We start from the raw sequence: 18,628 nt of genomic DNA on the forward strand, positions 1-18,628 counted from the left end.
GCACTGTCCGCAATCGAGACAGCGATCGTCGCCTTATGGACATCCAGGCCTACATATTTGCTAAACTCGTTCATGACCTACCTCCTCAATTGCGGCTCTGCGCCGAAAGGTTCACCAACCCTCAGCGTAACCCGCGTCCGTTGAGGTTGGTAGGTCAATACATTCTGTCTACTTTGCCCAATAATCCAGCACCAGCGATTTGGCGAGGCAGGGTTTCAGCGCCGCGACGAAGCGCCGGTGCGCGGGATGCACGAGGTAGGCGTCGCGGTCTTCGGCTTGCGCGAACGTCAGCGTGAAGCAGTGCGTGAAGCCGTCGTTCAGGCCTTCCGGGCTCACGTTCGTACCCCATTCGTAGGACGCGATGCCGGGGATGGCGGCGGGGAGGGCGGCGAAGCCGGTGACGACGGCGTCGACGTCCTCGAACGAGGCGTCATCGTTGAACGCGAAGAGGACGACGTGGCGGAGCAGTTGTGCGGGCATGGTGGTCGCTGTAAGTTGACGAAGCGTCATCTTACACGGCCGTCGGCATCAGGGCGCGAGCGCGATCACGTCGTCGCCCGGCAGCGGCTCGCAGCCGGCGCCGAGCGGTTCCCAGCCGCGGTGCACGACGATGTGGCGTTCGTCGTGGCACAGTTCGACGCGGCGCGTCTGCGGTGCCGTGCGATGCACGAACGCCTCGATCGCCGTCGGCACGCTGATGTGCAGCGCGAGCGCGTGGATGTCGTCGAGCGGATGGTCGCCGACGTGCACGAGGGGCACGAATTGTCCGGCGAACATCAGCCAGTGCGACGGGATCTTCACGGGCGTGGCCGCATAGCCTTGCGCGCGCAGCCAATCCTGCGCCTGGACGCGCGGCGCATCCGATGGGGGCAGGTGGCCCCACGCGAACGCCATCAGCTCCGCCACCCACTGGTTGCAATTCTGGTAGCGCGTGCCGAAGGCATACGCATTCGCGCTGTACTCGCCGCCCAGCAGGGCGAGGGCCAGGCGGTTGTCGAGCGCGGCGTGTTCCAGCTGCGCGCTTTCCTCGGTAGGCGGGAACAGCAGGGCGACGTGGCCATGCGTCGGCGCGTCGGCGCCGAGCACGAAGCCGGACATGCCCTGGTCGAACAGGCGCGGGCGCGATTCGTCGCAGGCGTAGTACAGCTGGCGCACGGCCCACGTGCCGCCGGGATTGTCCTTCAGCGCGATGCCGGCGTGCGAATACCGCAGGCCGAAGCGGCTCAGGTCCAGGCCCGCGCGCGCCACGAGGGCGAGGCTGCTGCCGGAACGCGCCAGCTCGTCCTTGACGACGGCGGCGAAGCGTAGCACGCGGTCCTGGTCCGCGGCCGTGACCTTGTCGGCCCGGTCGCAGAACGTCGGGATGCCGGCCCATGCGGTCGCGCTCGCGAACAACATGAGCGCGGCCGCGATGAGCCGCTGGAACATCATCAGATGGTGACCTTGCGCGACGACAGCTCGCGGTACCACTCGTCCTGCAGCGCGAGGAAGAACGGCTTGTTGGTATCGCCRTACGCGAATTCGTAGCCGTACACGCGCTCGTTCACCTGCACGACCGCACCCTTGTCGACGCGGCGCTCGGCCAGCGCGCGGTCGGGCACGTCGACCCAGAATTCCGTCGCGGGGCCGCCGGCGACGGCGCGCAGGGTGACGCGGGTCGTGCCCGCCCTGGCCGGCGCCTGGGCGACGTCGATCACGCGGTACTGGCCGGCCGCCACGCGGCGGTCGCCCTTCGAGCTGTTGCTGGAACCGCCGATCGAATCGGAAATGCTGCCCGACGAGGCCGAGCCGGCGCTCGAGGCCGACGAGGCGACGCTGTCGGCATGGGCGGGCAGGGTGCAGGCAGCGGCGGCCAGCGCCAGGGCGAGCGCGCGGGTGAAGGTGGTGAGGGTCATTGTGAAATCTTTCTTAAGCGTATCGGATAACGGCTATGGTACAAGCGTGTCGTAATGCTGGGAAGGCGGCCGTGGTTTTGCCGCACATGGTAGGGTGGACGGCTCTGCCGTCCACGCGTTCAATGTGCGCCGGCACGGACGCAGCATATCCAAAGCCGCGTATCACTGGGAAGGCGACGGTGGTTTTGCCGCACACGGTAGCATATGGGTAGGGTGGGCACCCCGTGCCCACGCGAACGTCAACATGACGCGAATGTCATGCGTGGGCACAGGGGTGCCCACCCTACGGCCGGACTTAGGCGGGGTACAGCGCCCCGAGAATGCGCGGCCCCGCCGCCCCCGTCACCGCCGGCAGGTTGCCCGGCTGGCGCCGCAGGAAGCGGTAGCCCAGCCAGGCGAAGGCGAGGGCTTCCACGCGGTTCGGTGCCACGCCCAGCGTGTCCGTCGACGCGACGGGGACCCGGCCGCCCAGCGCTGCTGCGATCTCGCGCAATAGCACGCCGTTGTACGCGCCGCCGCCGCAGACGTAGACCGCCTGGGCCGGCTGCGCGGCCGTCTCCGCGGCGATGGCGCGCGCGATCGAGACCGCGGTCAGGCGTGTCAGCGTCGCCTGCACGTCGGCCRGCGCCAGGCCGGGCCGCCGGGCCAGCTTCGCATCGAGCCACGCGGCGTGGAACAGGTCGCGGCCCGTGCTCTTGGGCGGCGGCAGGCGGAAATACGGTTCGTCCAGCAGCAGGCCCAGCAGGTCATCGTCGACCCGGCCGGCGGCGGCCCAGGCGCCGTCCTTGTCATAGGCCTCGTTGCGGTGGCGCCCAATCCACAAGTCCATCAGGACGTTGCCGGGCCCGGTGTCGTAGCCGCTCACGCGGCCGTCGCCGTGCAGCACGCTGATGTTGCCGATGCCGCCGATGTTGAGGACGACGCGCACCTGGCCGCGCTTGCCGAAGCGGGCTTCGTGGAAGGCGGGCACGAGCGGCGCGCCCTGGCCGCCGGCGGCGACGTCGCGGCTGCGGAAGTCGGCGATGACGTCGATGCCGCACAACTCGGCCAGCAGCGCCGGATTATTGGTCTGGCGCGTAAAACCCAGCTCCGGGCGGTGGCGGATCGTCTGGCCGTGCACGGCGACGGCGCGGATGGGGCCCGGTGCCGCGGCGGCCAGCGCCTGCACGCACTCCGCATAGCAGTGCGCCAGCGCGTTGGCGGCGAGCGCTTCCCGTTCCAGTTCGTTGGCGCTGGCGGCCTGCAAGGCCATCAGTTCGGCGCGCAGGCCGGCCGGGAACGGCGTGAAGGCAGCGTCCAGCGTGCGGATGCCGCGGCCGGAGAAATCGGCCAGCACGCCGTCGACGCCGTCCAGGCTCGTGCCGGACATCAGGCCGATGTAGAGGTTGGAAGCCATCGCGACTCCTGAACTTAAATGCAAAACGCCTTGCACGGCATGTCGACCATGCGTGCAAGGCGTTCATGGAACGAACTGATCGATCAGCGAGCGGCCATCGCGTTGCCGGCCGGGGACAGCAGCGAGAAGCGGTGCGACATTTCGGCGGCAGCCATCTTGAAGCGGTTCATCTCGCCCGGCGACAGCGGCTGCTGCTGCAGGTCCTTCAGCGCCATCGGGTCCGTGGCGTGGCCGCCGATGCGGAATTCATAGTGCAGGTGCGGGCCCGTCGCCCAGCCCGTCGTACCGACGTAGCCGATCACGTCGCCCTGCGCCACTTTCTGGCCGCGGCGCAGGCCACTGGCGAAGCGGCTCATGTGGCCGTACGCGGTGCTGTAGTTGGACCAGTGTTTGAGCACGACAAAGTTGCCGTAGCCGTTCTGCGTGCCGACGAAGTCGACGACGCCGTCGCCCGATGCCTTGATCGGGGTGCCCACCGGTGCGGCCATGTCGACGCCTTCGTGCTTCTTCCAGGTGCCGAACACCGGATGCACGCGCATCGAGAAGCCCGACGAGATGCGGTTGAACGCGACCGGCGACTTCAGGAATGCTTTCTTCAGCGCCTTGCCGTCCAGGCTGTAGTAGCCGCCCTGGTGGCTGACGGGGTCTTCGTACCAGACGGACTGGTAGGCGACGCCGCGGTTGACGAATTCGCCGGCCAGGATGCGGCCCGTGCGCACCATCTCGCCATCCAGCCAGAACGTTTCGTAGACGACGTTGAAACGGTCGCCGTGCTTCAGGTCCGAGCGGAAGTCGATGTTCGTCGAGAACATCTCGATGATCTGGTTGACGACGGAATCGGGAATCTGGCTGCCGTCGCTGGCGTCGTCGGTGGCGGCGTACAGCGAGCTGTTGATGTTGCGCGAACGCATTTCGACACGGCGCTCGAGCTGGGCCGGGGCCGTGCTGGCGACGAACTTGTCGCCCTTGCGCGCGACGGTGACCGTCTTGAACTCATCCTTGTCGACGATGGTCGCGTGCAGGCTCAGCAGCAGACCGTTCTCGTCGGTCTCGGCCTGGATGCGCTTGCCGGTCTTGAGGCTCAGGATCGAGCGGGCGACCTTGTCGGAACGGACGAACGACTGCGCCTGCTGGTCTTCGATGCCAAGACGCGTGAACACGGCGCCCAGCGAGTCGCCAGGGCGGATGCGTTCTTCGTGGATGAATTGCTGCTGGTCCTGCTGGAGAGCGGCGATCTGGTCTGCCAGGTTCGGCAGTTGCAGGTCTTGTGCGACCGATTTGACCGGGATGTCGGCGGCATCCGGAGCGATCGGGGCGACGGCGGTGGCGCCAAAGGCACACAATGYCAGGCCTGCTGCGCCCCCGGCGATGATGCGCGTTTTGCGGCTCGTTTCAGCCAGACCAAACCAGCGCTTGCCGGCGATTTTCTGTATTGGGTTCATGCAATCAGTTAAAATTTACCGCTTGAACAGCCCAAGACCACGCGATTTTATTGGTGTTTTTATTTCTTGTTGTCGTTGAAGCTTTGCATGCGGCAAGATTGATGGGATCGCGCATTATATCAAAATACTGGCTCTTACAACCGTTTTAGCCCTTTTCCTACAAGATTTTTATGACTTCTCCAGAATTTTCTGGTAATGCAAAAAACGCAACTCCAGTCGCTCAGCCCCTGAGCGATGCCGTCCAGGAAGCGCTCGCCATTACCAGGCGCGGCGTGGACGAGCTGCTGATCGAGAGCGAATTTGCCCAGAAACTGGCCCGTTCCGAACAGAGCGGCACGCCGCTRCGCATCAAGCTGGGCCTGGACCCGACGGCGCCCGACCTGCACCTCGGCCACACCGTCGTGCTGAACAAGCTGCGCCAGCTGCAAGACCTGGGCCACCAGGTGATCTTCCTGATCGGCGACTTCACGTCGATGATCGGCGACCCGTCCGGCCGCAACGCCACCCGTCCGCCGCTGACCCGCGAACAGGTCGAGGAAAACGCGACGACTTACTTCAAGCAGGCGTCGCTCGTGCTCGACCCGGAGCGCACGGAAATCCGCTACAACTCCGAATGGTGCGACGCTTTGGGCGCGCGCGGCATGATCCAGCTCGCTTCCCGCTACACCGTGGCCCGCATGATGGAGCGCGACGACTTTACCAAGCGCTACAAGAGTGGGACTCCCATCTCCGTGCATGAGTTCCTCTATCCGTTGATGCAGGGCTACGATTCCGTGGCTTTGAAGGCGGATCTTGAGCTGGGTGGAACGGACCAGAAATTCAATCTGCTGGTCGGCCGTGAACTGCAGAAAGATTACGGCCAGGAACCGCAGTGCATCCTGACCATGCCTCTGCTGGAAGGCCTGGACGGCGTCGAGAAGATGTCCAAGTCCAAGAACAACTACATCGGCATCACGGAACCGGCCAACACGATGTTCGGCAAGCTGATGAGCATCTCGGACGTCATGATGTGGAAGTACTACGAGCTGCTGTCGTTCCGCTCGCTGCAAGACTTGTCCGCCCTGAAGGCAGAGGTCGAAGGCGGCCGCAATCCGCGCGACGCGAAGGTTGCGCTGGCCCAGGAAATCGTCGCCCGCTTCCACTCGCAGCAGGCGGCCGAGGATGCGCTGGCCGATTTCGTCAACCGCTCGAAAGGCGGCATCCCGGACGACGTGCCGGAAGTGGCCGTCAGCGGCGCGCCGCTGGGCCTGCCGCAACTGCTGCGCCAGTCCGGCCTGTGCGCGTCCAGCTCGGAAGCTATGCGCATGATCGACCAGGGCGGCGTGCGCATCGACGGCGCCGTCGTGTCCGACAAGGCGTTGCAGGTCCAGCCGGGCACGTTCGTGCTGCAGGTCGGCAAGCGCAAGTTCGCCCGCGTGACCCTGTCCGCATGATCGGCCTGCTGCAACGGGTCAGTCAGGCCAGCGTGGCGGTCGACGGCGACGTCGTCGGCCGCATCGGCCGCGGGCTGATGGTGCTCGTGTGTGCGGAAAAGGGCGACACGGAACGCCAGGCCGACGCGCTGCTCGCGAAGCTGCTCGGTTACCGGGTGTTTTCGGATGACGCCGGCAAGATGAACCGCAGCGTGACGGACGTGGAGGGCGGCCTGCTGCTCGTGCCGCAGTTCACGCTGGCAGCCGACACCCGGTCCGGCACGCGCCCGTCGTTCTCGCCGGCCGCGCCGCCCGCCGACGGGCGCCGGCTGTTCGATCATGTCGTGCGCCAGGCGCGCGAGCGTCACGGTATCGTCGAAACCGGCCGGTTCGGCGCGGACATGCAGGTCGCGCTGACCAACGATGGCCCCGTGACGTTCTGGCTGCGTATTGATCCACCCACGGTCGTGGCCTAGAAATGGCAACTGCGTAGAAACCGCGCGCGCGGGCCGTAGTCTTACGATGCGTGGATGGCAGGGAGACAAACGATGAAAATCTGGAGCGATTCCTTTACCGAGGGCGACATGATCCCGCCCCGATGCGCGTTCGCCGAGACGGATCCCGGCACTCACATCAGGCTGTCGACCAACCGCAGCCCGCACATCGCCTGGGACGAGGTGCCGGCCGGCACGCAGTCGCTCGTCCTGCTCATGCACGACATCGACGTGCCGACGGACGGCAGCGACGTCAACCAGGAAGGCCATACCGTGTCCGATGCGCTGCCGCGCACGGATTTCTATCACTGGTCGCTGGTCGACATCCCCGTCTGCCTGAAGTCCTTCCCCGAGGGAAAGTTCTCGGACATGGTCACGCCGGGCGGCAAGAAAGGGCCGCTGGTGCCGTTTACGATCAAGAACGGCACCGAGCACCAGCTGCGCCACGGCGTCAACGATTACACGGGCTGGTTCGCGAACGAYCCCGACATGGCCGGCGAATATTATGGCTACGACGGCCCGTGCCCGCCGTGGAACGACGAACGCGTGCATACTTATGTGTTGACCCTGTACGCGCTCGACATTCCGCGCCTGCCGCTGGTCKGGCGTTTCACCTGCAAGGAAGTGAGCCTGGCGATCAACGGGCACATCCTGGACGAGGCGAAGATCTTCGGCGTGTACTCGCTGAATCCGGCCGTGACGGGCAACCTGATCGGTCAGCCTTCCTGACCGGTTTATTGAACACGGGACCGCCGAGGTCCCTTTACGATCGCTCCGCAGTCCGGGGCGACGCCTCCGCATGACAACAACAAACAACATCGCAGCACCCACCGACATCCTCCTGATCCGCCACGGCGAAACGGCCTGGAACGCCGAACGCCGCCTGCAGGGCCACCTCGATATTCCACTGAACGGCGAAGGCGAGCGCCAGGCCGCGCTGCTGGCGGACGCGCTTGCGCACGAACCCATCGATATGCTCGTCGCCAGCGACCTGCAGCGGGCGCGCCAGACGGCCCAGGCCGTGGCCGACCGCCATGGCCTGGCGCTGCACGTCGACCCGGCGCTGCGCGAGCGCGGCTATGGCGGTTTCGAGGGCTTGCTGTACAGCGAGATCGAGCAGCGTTTCCCGCATGAATTCGCCGCCTGGCAGGCGCGCGACATCGATGCCGTCCTGCCGCCGGGCCGCAACGTGGGCGAGAGTTTCCGCGCCTTCTTCGACCGGGCGACCGGCGCCATCCTGGCCCTGGCCGCTGCGCACCCCGGCCGGACGCTGGCACTCGTCGCGCATGGCGGCGTACTCGAATGCGCCTACCGGCTGGCGCTCGKCCTGCCCCTGGAGACGCCGCGCGACTTCAAGGTCTATAACGCCAGCATCAACCGCTTCCGCTACGACCCGGCCACGCAGACCCTCGAACTGCGCAGCTGGGGCGAGGTCGAACATCTGCGTCCGGCCGTGCTGGACGAACTGCCCTGATCGCCAGCCTATGTGGGCCGGATTGCAAGCGCTTTCTGGCGCGTGCGCAACAATTCATTAGAAAAATCTGCTGATAAATTGAGCAGTGTATCGGGTAAAATAGCGAGTTCCCGTTGCTTCCCGTGATCGCCTGCCGTGCAAATTGGTCCATATACACTGCGCAATAATGTCTTCGTCGCCCCGATGGCCGGGGTGACGGACCGTCCTTTCCGCCAGCTGTGCAAGAAGCTGGGCGCGGGATATGCGGTGTCCGAGATGGCGGCGTCGAATCCGCGCCTGTGGGCCAGCGAAAAATCGTCGCGGCGCACGGACCACGCAGGGGAGATGGAGCCGAAGGCCGTGCAGATCGCCGGCGCCGACCCGCACGACCTGGCCGAGTGCGCGAAGTTCAACGTCGAGCGCGGTGCCCAGATCATCGACATCAACATGGGGTGCCCCGTAAAAAAGGTGTGCAACAACTGGTGCGGCTCGGCGCTGCTGCAGCACGAAGACCTCGTGCAACGCATCCTGGACACCGTCGTGAATGCCGTCGACGTGCCCGTCACCCTGAAATTCCGCACTGGCTGGGATCGCCAAAACAAGAACGCGCTGACCGTCGCCCGGATGGCGGAGCAGGCCGGCATCGCCATGCTGACCCTGCACGGCCGCACCCGCGCGGACGGCTACAAGGGCGAGGCCGAGTACGACACCATCGCGGCCGTCAAGGCGGCCGTCAATATCCCCGTCGTGGCCAATGGCGACATCACGACGCCGGACAAGGCGAAGTTCGTGCTCGAGACCACCGGCGCCGATGCGGTGATGATCGGCCGCGCCGCCCAGGGCCGTCCCTGGATCTGTCGCGAAATCGATTACTTCCTGCGCACGGGCGAATATCTGCCGCCGCCGCTGGTGGAAGAGGTGCGCGCGCTGATGAATGAACACCTGCCGGCCCACTACGCTTTTTATGGCGAATACCTGGGCGTGCGCACGGCGCGCAAGCACATCGGCTGGTATGTCGAAGACCTGCCCGGCGGTGAAGAATTCCGCCAGCGCATGAACCGTTTGGAATCGACAGCGGAGCAATTGGCGGCCGTCGATGAATTTTTTAAATCTCAACACCGGTATGGCGAGCGGTTACAATACCGGCCCGCGTGTGCTGCCGATGACGCGATTGCCGCCTAAAAGTAGTCAAAATAATAAGAACGTCGGAGACAAACGCTGCCACAAGCAGCATTCAACCAGGATGAAGCTGTAAACCATGAGCAAAGAAAGTATCCAGGAAGTCGTTCAGAAAAGCCTCGAAGACTATTTCAACGACCTGGGCGAGCAAAAACCGACGAATATCTACGACATGATGCTCCTGACCGTGGAAAAACCGATCCTGCAAGTGGTGATGACGCGGGCCGAGGGCAACCAGTCGCATGCGGCCCAGATGCTGGGCATTAACCGTAATACCTTGCGCAAGAAATTGCAGGAGCACGGGCTGCTGTAAGCCGCCGGCGGAGGGCCGGGGCGTGCAGGCGTGCGTTCGGCCCATCGTCCGGCGACCGCGAGCCCGCTCAGATTTTTTTTCAACAGGCCACTTCCATGATCAAACAAGCACTCATCTCCGTTTCCGACAAGACCGGCGTCCTCGACTTCGCGCGTGCGCTGTCCGCCCTCGGCGTCAACATCCTGTCCACCGGCGGCACCGCCAAACTGCTGCAGGACAATGGCGTACCGGTGACCGAAGTTGCCGATTACACGGGCTTCCCGGAAATGCTCGATGGCCGCGTCAAGACGCTGCATCCGAAGGTCCACGGCGGTATCCTGGCCCGCCGCGACTTCCCGGAACACGTTGCCAAGCTGGAAGAGCACGGCATCCCGCAGATCGACATGGTGGTGGTCAACCTGTATCCGTTCCAGGCAACCGTGGCCAAGGAACAATGCTCGCTGGAAGATGCGATCGAGAACATCGACATCGGCGGACCGACCATGCTGCGCTCGGCGGCCAAGAACCACCGCGACGTCGTCGTCATCGTCGACCCGGCCGACTACGGCCCGGTGCTGGCCGAGATGAAAGGCACCGGTGAGGCTGCCGGCAGCGTGGGCTATGAAACGAAATTCCGCCTGGCCAAGAAAGTCTTCGCGCACACGGCGCAATACGACGCCGCCATCACGAACTACCTGACGAGCCTCGGCCCGGACAAGGACCACGCGAACCGCGCCGCCTACCCGCAGACGCTGAACCTGCACTTCGAGAAAGTCCAGGACATGCGCTACGGCGAAAATCCGCACCAGACGGCCGCGTTCTACCGCGACCTCGTGCCGGCCGCCGGCAGCCTGGCCAACTATCGCCAGCTGCAGGGCAAGGAATTGTCGTACAACAATATCGCCGACGCGGACGCGGCCTGGGAATGCGTCAAGTCGCTGGGCGGTTTCAACACGCCGGCCGGCTGCGTGATCATCAAGCACGCCAATCCGTGCGGCGTGGCGATCGGTGCGGACGCGCTGGACGCCTACCAGCGCGCCCTGAAGACCGACCCGACGTCGGCCTTCGGCGGCATCATCGCCTTCAACGTGCCGGTCGACGGCCCGGCGGCGGAAGCGATCGCCAAGCTGTTCGTGGAAGTCCTGATCGCCCCGGCGTTCACCGCGGAAGCCCTGCAGATCATGTCCGCGAAGCAGAACGTGCGCCTGCTGGAAATCGCCCTGGGTGACGGCCAGAACGTGTATGACGTCAAGCGCGTGGGCGGCGGCCTGCTGGTGCAATCGCCGGACGCGAAGAACGTCGGCATTGGCGACCTGCGCGTCGTGACGAAGAAGCAGCCGACCCCGCAGCAACTGCAGGACCTGATGTTCGCGTGGCGCGTGGCCAAGTACGTGAAATCGAACGCGATCGTGTTCTGCGCCGGCGGCATGACCCTCGGCGTGGGCGCAGGCCAGATGAGCCGCATCGACTCCGCGCGCATCGCCTCGATCAAGGCGCAAAATGCCGGCCTGTCGCTGGTGGGCTCGGCCGTGGCGTCGGATGCGTTCTTCCCGTTCCGTGATGGCCTGGACGTCGTCGTCGATGCGGGCGCGACCTGCGTCATCCACCCGGGCGGCTCGATGCGCGACCAGGAAGTGATCGATGCGGCGGATGAACGTGGTGTGGTCATGCTGTACACTGGTACGCGTCACTTCCGTCATTAATCCGCTGGCGTTACGGGTAGCGGTAGGGTGGGCTGGCTCCCCGAGCCCACGCGGAAGTCGACGAAACGCAGACGTGCGCGTGGGCACGGGGTGCCCACCCTACGATGGTGGTGACAAAGTTGCATTAACCTGTGTTTTTGCACAGTATTTTCCCCACGAAACACCCTCGCCGGTATAACATTCGATAATGATTATTCTCGGCATCGACCCGGGCCTGCGTACGACAGGGTTCGGCGTCATTGAAAAGCAAGGCAACCGGCTGCGCTACATCGCGTCCGGCACCATCAAGACGGGCACCGAAGGCGCGCTGCCGCCGCGGCTGAAAGTCATCCTGGCGGGCGTGAGCGAAATCATCGCCACCTACCAGCCGGCCTGTGCGGCCATCGAAAAAGTCTTCGTCAACGTCAATCCGCAGTCGACCCTGCTGCTCGGCCAGGCGCGCGGCGCCGCGATCACGGCACTCGTCGGTGCCGACCTCGACGTGGCGGAATATACGCCCACGCAAGTGAAACAGGCTGTCGTCGGCACGGGCAAGGCCGTCAAGGCGCAGGTGCAGGAGATGGTCGCGCGCCTGCTCAAGCTGCCGGGCCTGCCGGGCTCGGACGCGGCCGATGCACTCGGCATTGCCATCTGCCATGCCAACAGCCAGGATGCGCTGGCATTGATGGGCGCGCTCGCGCCGGCCAATCCGAAAAAGCCGACGCTGCACATGAAGCGCGGCCGCCTCGTCTAATTATTGAAAGGTCACCATGATCGGTCGTCTCTCCGGAGTCCTGCTGGAAAAGAACCCGCCGCAAGTGCTCGTCGATTGCCAGGGTGTCGGCTATGAAGTCGACGTGCCGATGAGCACGTTCTACAACCTGCCGCACACGGGCGAGCGCGTCACGCTGTTCACGCACTACGTCGTGCGCGAGGATGCGCACCTGCTGTTCGGCTTCGGGTCGTCGAACGAACGCGCCGTGTTCCGCCAGCTGATCAAGATCACCGGCGTCGGCGCGCGCACGGCACTGTCCATCCTGTCCGGCATGACCGTGAACGACCTCGCCCAGGCCGTAACCCTGCAGGAAGCGGGGCGCCTGATCAAGGTGCCGGGCATCGGCAAGAAGACGGCCGAGCGCCTGCTGCTGGAACTGAAGGGCAAGCTGGGCGCCGACATCGGCGTCGTGGCCGGCACGCCGCACGACGCCGCGCAGGCAGACGTGCTCAATGCGCTGCTGGCTTTGGGGTATTCTGACAAGGAAGCCCTTATCGCGATCAAGAACATGCCGGCCGGGACCAGTGTGTCCGACGGCATCAAGCTGGCGTTGAAGGCGCTCTCCAAAGCGTAATTTGGTAGGGCGGACGTTCATTTGAGCTGCCACGGTACATTCAAAGCCGGTTGAACGCGTGGACGGCGGCAACGTCGCCGAATATTCACGTAGCAGAGTGTAGCCGTCCACCCTACGTAACCCCGGCACGTTTAAGATAATGTAATGAGCATCCAGACCGACAATTTCACCGAGCAGCGCATCATCGACGCCGCCCCGGCCTCGCCGAACGAAGAGGCGATCGAGCGCGCGTTGCGTCCCAAGCATCTGGACGAATACGTCGGCCAGGAAAAGATCCGCGACCAGCTCGAGATCTTCATCCACGCGGCCCGCAAGCGCCGCGAGGCGCTCGACCACACGCTGCTGTTCGGGCCGCCGGGCCTCGGCAAGACGACGCTCGCGCACATCATCGCGCGCGAGATGGGCGTGAACCTGCGCCAGACGTCCGGCCCCGTGCTGGAGCGCCCCGGCGACCTGGCCGCGCTGCTGACGAACCTGGAAGCGAACGACGTCCTGTTCATCGACGAGATCCACCGCCTGTCTCCGGTGGTCGAGGAGATCCTGTACCCGGCGCTGGAGGATTACCAGATCGACATCATGATCGGCGAGGGCCCGGCCGCGCGTTCCGTGAAGCTCGACCTGCAGCCGTTCACGCTCGTCGGCGCCACCACGCGCGCGGGCATGCTGACGAATCCGCTGCGCGACCGCTTCGGCATCGTCGCGCGGCTGGAGTTCTACAACGTCGACGAATTGACCAAGATCGTCGCCCGCAGCGCCGCGCTGCTGGAAGCGCCGATCGATGAGGAAGGCGCGCGCGAAGTCGCCAAGCGCGCGCGCGGCACGCCGCGCATCGCCAACCGCCTGCTGCGCCGCGTGCGCGATTACGCGGAGGTGAAGGGCAACGGCGACATCACGAAGGAGATGGCCGACCGCGCGCTGCGCATGCTGGACGTCGACACGGTCGGCTTCGACGTGATGGACAGGAAGTTATTGGAAGCGGTGTTGTTCAAGTTTGCCGGCGGGCCGGTGGGCATCGGCAACCTGGCCGCAGCCATCGGCGAAGCGGCCGACACCATCGAGGATGTGCTGGAACCGTACCTCATCCAGCAGGGCTATCTGCAGCGCACGCCGCGCGGGCGCATTGCCACGCCGCTGGCCTACAAGCATTTTGGCATCGCAGCGCCGCGCATCAGCCCGACCGGCGACCTGTGGGACAACCTGCCTCCGGTGTGATCAGGACAGTACCGGTTCCTGGCGGTCGCGCTTGCGCATGGGGCGCTGGCGGCGGTCGGCGGCGGCGGGGAAGATGAAGCTGATGAACATCAGGATGGTGGTGACGAGCAGCGCGCCGCCGGCCAACAGCATTGCCACCTCGTTGCGAGTCCACAGCATGGCGAGGCCGACTGCCGCTGGGACCATCAGCAGCAGGCCGCCCAGGATGCGCAGCGCGATGGAGCGGCGCATGCGCGATGCCAGCAGGGCAATGTAGAGGAAGCTTCCCGAGATCAGGCACATGCCGAACAACCCGCCCAGCACGGGCCAGCCGGGCATGCCGCGGATGCTGGCGTCGGCCAGTACGAGCGGTGGGACCATCGGGATGGTAATGGCGATCAGGAACGAGAGCAGCCGCAGGAAAATCATGTGAATCTCCCCATGCGGCGCGAATTGAAAAATCGATAAAGCATGCGGCGCCATGTGTGGTGAATAAACCAGAATGGCGAGATTAGCATATCGCCCTATGGCAGGGCATGCATGAGTCGCAAAATTGTAATTACAATTTATTAATTTTTGTGTGCGATTCAATCCAGGCGCAGCCAGACCTGCGAGCGCCCGAACATCGGCACGCCGACATATCCCCGCACTTCCAGCTTCTTGCCGCCTTCGTGCACGCTCAGCTTGCTCTTGTAGACCTTGCCGTTCTTCGGGTCGAGGATCTCGCCGCCGCTGTACTCGTCGCCATGCCTGCGCAGGCCCGAGAGGATCGTCATGCCGACGATCGGCTGGTCCTTGCGCGCGTCTTTGCACTGCGAGCATTTCGGGTTCTGCTCTTCTTCCGGCGAGCGGAACAGCTTTTCGATCTTGCCCTGCAGCTCACCCTGGTTGTCGGTGATGCGGATCAGGGAGGTCGGCTTGCCGGAAGCGTCGTCGATGGTCTTCCACAGCCCGACCGGCGAGGCATCCTGGGCCCAGGCGAGCGGGGCGGCGAGAAGGGCGGCGAAAGTCGCGAGGGCAGCGGCTTGGAACAGTGGGCGCATCATGTCTCCTTTGAATTATGGTGGGCGGGCTTTGTCAGTGTAGCAAAATGCACGATCGTTCGGTAAACCAGGATGGGGGCCGGAATCGCGAGTTCATACGAATGGATCAATACGCAGGTCCGGCTCGTTCCTACACTGGCTGCATGGGTGGCCGTCGTCCGCCGCCAATCAATCAGGGGATGCCATGATCACGACACCATCGCGCTGGATGAAACGCTGCCTCGTCGCCGCCTGCTGCGCCTGCGGCATGGCCAACGCTTCGGCCGAGATTGTGACGCTGACGTTCGACCACACCGCGGACCTGGACCTCTATCCGCAGTCGTACACGGAATCGGGCTTCATCATCACTTCGCTCTATGACAATGGCTCGCATCTGCACCCCGGTGACGGGTCGCTGTGGCTGCATAGCCGCGAAGGCTCGTCTCCGTACCAGATCCGTCGGGTGGACGGCGRCAGCTTCGATGTCGTCGGCTTCGATTATTCGGGTGGTGATTCCGTTTTCGTCAGCGACACCGGTGCCAGCTTCACCATCCTGGGCGACCAGCCGCTTGCCACGTTCGCCATGTCGCCAGCGTTCCGGCACGTCAGCTATATCGACTGGTACATGAATAATCCGGGTGACCTGAGCACGCCGGATCCACAGTGGGGCGAGATCGACAACATCGTCATGAACGTGTCGCCGGTACCGGAGCCGGGGCAGGTGGCGATTTTTGGTGTCGGCCTGGCGGGATTGCTTCTCCGTGCGCGCCGCACACGTCGGTGGTAAACACGCACTTCGTCACGATTAAAAAAAACGCGCCGGCATGACCCGGCGCGTTTTTCAGTATGCGGCGTGAAGAATCATGCCGGCGGCAGCTTGGCGAACTGCTCGTTCAGCTWGACCAGGGTAGCGCTGAAGTTTTCCAGGCGCTCGCGTTCCTGCGCGACGACGGCTGCCGGTGCGCGGGCGACGAAGCTTTCGCTGGACAGCTTGCCATTGGCCTTGGCGATCTCGCCTTCGATGCGCGCGATCTCCTTTTTCAGGCGCTCGCGCTCGGCGGCGACGTCGATCTCGACCTTCAGCATCAGCTTGGTCGTGCCGACGATGGCGACGGCAGCCGGCGAATCCGGCAGCGCGTCGACGATCTGCACTTCCGACAGCTTGCCCAGCAGCGCGACGTAGGGCGCGAAGCTCTGCGCGGCGCTACGGTCGGCGTCGCTCGCCGGCTCGACGATCAGCGGCACGCGCACGGACGGCGACAGCTTCATTTCGCCGCGCAGGTTGCGGGTGGCGTCGGTGACCCTCTTGAACTGCTCCATCCAGGCCTCTGCTTCCGCGTCGATCAGCGACTCGTCGGCGACCGGGTACGGTTGCAGCATGATCGTGTCGCCGGCGCCTTCGCTCGTTTTTCCGGCGAGCGGCGCGACGGCCTGCCACAGTGCCTCGGTGACGAACGGGATGATCGGATGCGCGAGGCGCAGCACGACTTCCAGCACGCGCAGCAGCGTGTGGCGGGTGGCGCGCTGCTGCGCTTCCGTGCCCTGCTGGACCTGCACCTTGGCCAGTTCCAGGTACCAGTCGCAGTACTCGTCCCACACGAAGCTGTAGATGGCGTTGGCGATGTTATCGAAGCGGTAGTCTTCGAAGCCCTTCGCCACTTCCAGCTCGACGCGGTTCAGCTGCGAGATGATCCAGCGGTCGGCCGGCGAATAGTCGGCGGCCTGCGGCTTGCCGGACGCCCGTACGCCGCAGTCCTTGCCTTCCGTGTTCATCAGCACGAAGCGGGTCGCGTTCCACAGCTTGTTGCAGAAGTTGCGGTAGCCTTCGCAGCGGCCCAGGTCGAAGTTGATGTTGCGGCCTAGCGAGGCGTAGCTGGCCATCGTGAAGCGCACGGCGTCGGTGCCGAAGGCCGGGATACCCTCCGGGAATTCCTTGCGCGTCGCCTTGGCGATCTTCTCCGCGGCGCGCGGGTCCATCAGGCCGGTCGTGCGCTTGGTGACGAGCGACTCGACGTCGATGCCGTCGATCAGGTCGATCGGGTCGAGCGTGTTGCCCTTCGACTTCGACATCTTCTGGCCGGACGAATCGCGCACGAGGCCGTGCACGTACACGGTCTTGAACGGGACCTTGCCGGTGAAGTGCGCGGTCATCATGACCATGCGCGCGACCCAGAAGAAGATGATGTCGAAGCCGGTCACGAGCACGGAAGAGGGCAGGAACAGGTCCATGTCCCTGGTCTGCTCCGGCCAGCCGACCGTCGAGAACGGGACGAGCGCGGACGAGAACCACGTGTCGAGCACGTCGTCGTCGCGTTTCAGTTCGCCCGTGATGCCGGCGGCAGCCGCCTTCTGTTGCGCTTCTTCTTCGCTGCGGGCCACGACGACTTCGCCATTCGGGCCGTACCAGGCCGGGATGCGATGGCCCCACCACAGCTGGCGCGAGATGCACCAGTCCTGGATGTTGCCCAGCCACTGGTTGTACGTGGTCGTCCAGTTCTCGGGGACGAATTTGATTTCGCCGTTGGCGACCTTTTCCAGCGCCACGTCGGTGATCGACTTGCCCGGATTGAAGGTGCCTTCCGGCGCCGGCTTGCTCATCGCGACGAACCACTGGTCGGTCAGCATCGGCTCGATGACGACGCCCGTGCGGTCGCCGCGCGGCACCATCAGCTTGTGCGGCTTGACCTGTTCCAGCAGGCCCTGCGCGTCGAGGTCGGCGACGATCTTCTTGCGCGCGACGAAGCGGTCGAGGCCGCGGTAGGCTTCGGGCGCGTCGTCGACGATCTTCGCCTCTAACGTCATGATGCTCGGCATTGGCAAGTTGTGGCGCTGGCCGACGGCATAGTCRTTGAAGTCGTGCGCGGGCGTGATCTTCACGCAGCCGGTGCCGAACGCCTTGTCCACGTAGGAATCGGCAATGACCGGGATCTCGCGGCCCGTCAAGGGCAGCTTCAGCATCTTGCCGTGCAGGTGCGTGTAGCGCTCGTCGGTCGGGTCGACGGCGACGGCGACGTCGCCCAGCATCGTCTCGGGACGGGTCGTCGCGACCGTCAGGTGGCCGCTGCCGTCCGCCAGCGGATAGTGGATGTACCACATCGAGCCGTCTTCTTCCTGCGAATCGACTTCGAGGTCGGAGACGGCCGTGCCCAGCACCGGGTCCCAGTTGACGAGGCGCTTGCCGCGGTAGATCAGGCCCTGCTCGAACAGGCGCACGAAGACTTCGGACACGATCTTCGAGCGCGGCTCGTCCATCGTGAAGTATTCGCGGGCCCAGTCCGCCGAGGCACCCAGGCGGCGCATCTGGCCGGTGATGGTGCTGCCGGACTGTTCCTTCCACTCCCACACCTTCTCGACGAAGGCTTCGCGGCCGAGGTCGTGGCGCGAGATTTTTTGTGCGTCGAGCTGGCGCTCCACGACGATCTGGGTGGCGATGCCGGCGTGGTCGGTACCGGGAATCCAGGCCGTGTTAAAGCCACGCATGCGGTAATAGCGCGTCAGGCCATCCATGACGGTCTGGTTGAAGGCGTGGCCCATGTGCAGGGTGCCCGTCACGTTCGGCGGCGGCAGCTGGATGCTGAACGACGGCTTGTCGTCGTCCATGGAGGCGGCGAAGTAACCGCGCTGTTCCCATTCCGTGCGCCAGAATTGTTCGATGTCGGCAGGCTCGAAAGACTTGGCTAATTCCATGATGTGGCTGTGATGGCGTGATTTGCGAAAACGATCATTATAGATGACGGCGTAAAGCCTGCGCCGGAAGAACCGGCGAGAATTTGTAGGTTGGGCGGCCCTCCGCCCACGCGCATGTTCGCGTATTGCACGCG

General features: G+C 64.7%; 19 protein-coding genes. 11 read left to right on the forward strand and 8 right to left on the reverse strand.

Going from position 1 to position 18,628, the window contains the following annotated elements:
- Nucleotides 1-168 precede the first annotated feature (168 nt).
- The 5 genes from AC1DYX_RS14610 to AC1DYX_RS14630 form a co-directional block, all read right to left on the reverse strand.
- Complete coding sequence (locus AC1DYX_RS14610) at nucleotides 169-480, reverse strand: Dabb family protein (protein WP_477259952.1); 312 nt, start codon at nucleotides 478-480, stop codon at nucleotides 169-171.
- 48 nt (nucleotides 481-528) lie between these two features.
- Nucleotides 529-1,431: a DUF2145 domain-containing protein gene (locus AC1DYX_RS14615; RefSeq protein WP_477259954.1), complete on the reverse strand. Its 903-nt coding sequence runs from the start codon at nucleotides 1,429-1,431 to the stop codon at nucleotides 529-531.
- Nucleotides 1,431-1,895, reverse strand: coding sequence for a hypothetical protein (locus AC1DYX_RS14620; RefSeq protein ID WP_477259956.1), 465 nt, complete (start codon nucleotides 1,893-1,895; stop codon nucleotides 1,431-1,433). Before AC1DYX_RS14620 ends, AC1DYX_RS14615 begins: the two co-directional genes overlap by 1 nt.
- A gap of 295 nt (nucleotides 1,896-2,190) precedes the next feature.
- On the reverse strand, nucleotides 2,191-3,291 hold the full coding sequence (locus tag AC1DYX_RS14625) for an anhydro-N-acetylmuramic acid kinase (protein ID WP_477259958.1): 1,101 nt from the start codon (nucleotides 3,289-3,291) through the stop codon (nucleotides 2,191-2,193).
- Between the two features lie 83 nt (nucleotides 3,292-3,374).
- The gene (locus AC1DYX_RS14630; RefSeq protein WP_477259960.1) at nucleotides 3,375-4,733 is read right to left on the reverse strand and encodes a peptidoglycan DD-metalloendopeptidase family protein; all 1,359 of its coding nucleotides are present in this window, start codon (nucleotides 4,731-4,733) and stop codon (nucleotides 3,375-3,377) included.
- 170 nt (nucleotides 4,734-4,903) lie between these two features.
- Here AC1DYX_RS14630 and tyrS point away from each other — a divergent pair, with 170 nt between their 5' ends.
- The 10 genes from tyrS (at nucleotide 4,904) to ruvB (ending at nucleotide 13,806) form a co-directional block, all read left to right on the forward strand.
- The gene (gene tyrS / locus AC1DYX_RS14635) at nucleotides 4,904-6,166 is read left to right on the forward strand and encodes a tyrosine--tRNA ligase (RefSeq protein ID WP_477259962.1); all 1,263 of its coding nucleotides are present in this window, start codon (nucleotides 4,904-4,906) and stop codon (nucleotides 6,164-6,166) included.
- Nucleotides 6,163-6,621: a D-aminoacyl-tRNA deacylase gene (gene dtd, locus AC1DYX_RS14640; protein ID WP_477259964.1), complete on the forward strand. Its 459-nt coding sequence runs from the start codon at nucleotides 6,163-6,165 to the stop codon at nucleotides 6,619-6,621. Before tyrS ends, dtd begins: the two co-directional genes overlap by 4 nt.
- 72 nt (nucleotides 6,622-6,693) lie before the next feature.
- Nucleotides 6,694-7,368: a YbhB/YbcL family Raf kinase inhibitor-like protein gene (locus tag AC1DYX_RS14645; protein WP_477259966.1), complete on the forward strand. Its 675-nt coding sequence runs from the start codon at nucleotides 6,694-6,696 to the stop codon at nucleotides 7,366-7,368.
- A 70-nt stretch (nucleotides 7,369-7,438) separates the two neighbouring features.
- Nucleotides 7,439-8,113, forward strand: a complete 675-nt coding sequence (locus AC1DYX_RS14650) for a histidine phosphatase family protein (RefSeq protein ID WP_477259969.1) — start codon at nucleotides 7,439-7,441, stop codon at nucleotides 8,111-8,113.
- A 135-nt stretch (nucleotides 8,114-8,248) separates the two neighbouring features.
- On the forward strand, nucleotides 8,249-9,274 hold the full coding sequence (gene dusB / locus AC1DYX_RS14655) for a tRNA dihydrouridine synthase DusB (RefSeq protein ID WP_477259971.1): 1,026 nt from the start codon (nucleotides 8,249-8,251) through the stop codon (nucleotides 9,272-9,274).
- A gap of 76 nt (nucleotides 9,275-9,350) precedes the next feature.
- The gene (locus AC1DYX_RS14660) at nucleotides 9,351-9,584 is read left to right on the forward strand and encodes a helix-turn-helix domain-containing protein (RefSeq protein WP_036235444.1); all 234 of its coding nucleotides are present in this window, start codon (nucleotides 9,351-9,353) and stop codon (nucleotides 9,582-9,584) included.
- 95 nt (nucleotides 9,585-9,679) lie between these two features.
- Nucleotides 9,680-11,266 (forward strand): bifunctional phosphoribosylaminoimidazolecarboxamide formyltransferase/IMP cyclohydrolase, encoded by a 1,587-nt coding sequence (purH, locus tag AC1DYX_RS14665; protein ID WP_477259973.1) that lies wholly within the window; start codon nucleotides 9,680-9,682, stop codon nucleotides 11,264-11,266.
- Nucleotides 11,267-11,453: 187 nt separating this feature from the next.
- Complete coding sequence (gene ruvC, locus AC1DYX_RS14670; RefSeq protein WP_477259975.1) at nucleotides 11,454-11,999, forward strand: crossover junction endodeoxyribonuclease RuvC; 546 nt, start codon at nucleotides 11,454-11,456, stop codon at nucleotides 11,997-11,999.
- A gap of 16 nt (nucleotides 12,000-12,015) precedes the next feature.
- Nucleotides 12,016-12,594: a Holliday junction branch migration protein RuvA gene (ruvA, locus tag AC1DYX_RS14675; RefSeq protein WP_477259977.1), complete on the forward strand. Its 579-nt coding sequence runs from the start codon at nucleotides 12,016-12,018 to the stop codon at nucleotides 12,592-12,594.
- A 144-nt stretch (nucleotides 12,595-12,738) separates the two neighbouring features.
- Nucleotides 12,739-13,806 (forward strand): Holliday junction branch migration DNA helicase RuvB, encoded by a 1,068-nt coding sequence (gene ruvB, locus AC1DYX_RS14680; protein WP_477259979.1) that lies wholly within the window; start codon nucleotides 12,739-12,741, stop codon nucleotides 13,804-13,806.
- On the opposite strand, the gene AC1DYX_RS14685 is transcribed toward ruvB, so the two are convergent.
- Nucleotides 13,807-14,214, reverse strand: coding sequence for a hypothetical protein (locus AC1DYX_RS14685; protein WP_477259981.1), 408 nt, complete (start codon nucleotides 14,212-14,214; stop codon nucleotides 13,807-13,809).
- 158 nt (nucleotides 14,215-14,372) lie between these two features.
- Nucleotides 14,373-14,828 (reverse strand): DUF2147 domain-containing protein, encoded by a 456-nt coding sequence (locus tag AC1DYX_RS14690; protein WP_477259983.1) that lies wholly within the window; start codon nucleotides 14,826-14,828, stop codon nucleotides 14,373-14,375.
- A gap of 184 nt (nucleotides 14,829-15,012) precedes the next feature.
- On the opposite strand from AC1DYX_RS14690, the gene AC1DYX_RS14695 reads away from it, so the two are divergent.
- Nucleotides 15,013-15,594, forward strand: coding sequence for a PEP-CTERM sorting domain-containing protein (locus tag AC1DYX_RS14695; RefSeq protein ID WP_477259985.1), 582 nt, complete (start codon nucleotides 15,013-15,015; stop codon nucleotides 15,592-15,594).
- Between the two features lie 74 nt (nucleotides 15,595-15,668).
- Here the strand turns inward: AC1DYX_RS14695 and AC1DYX_RS14700 are convergent, their stop codons facing one another.
- Nucleotides 15,669-18,494: a valine--tRNA ligase gene (locus tag AC1DYX_RS14700; protein ID WP_477259987.1), complete on the reverse strand. Its 2,826-nt coding sequence runs from the start codon at nucleotides 18,492-18,494 to the stop codon at nucleotides 15,669-15,671.
- Nucleotides 18,495-18,628: the final 134 nt, after the last annotated feature.

This window comes from Massilia sp. P2_C2, from assembly GCF_056404615.1.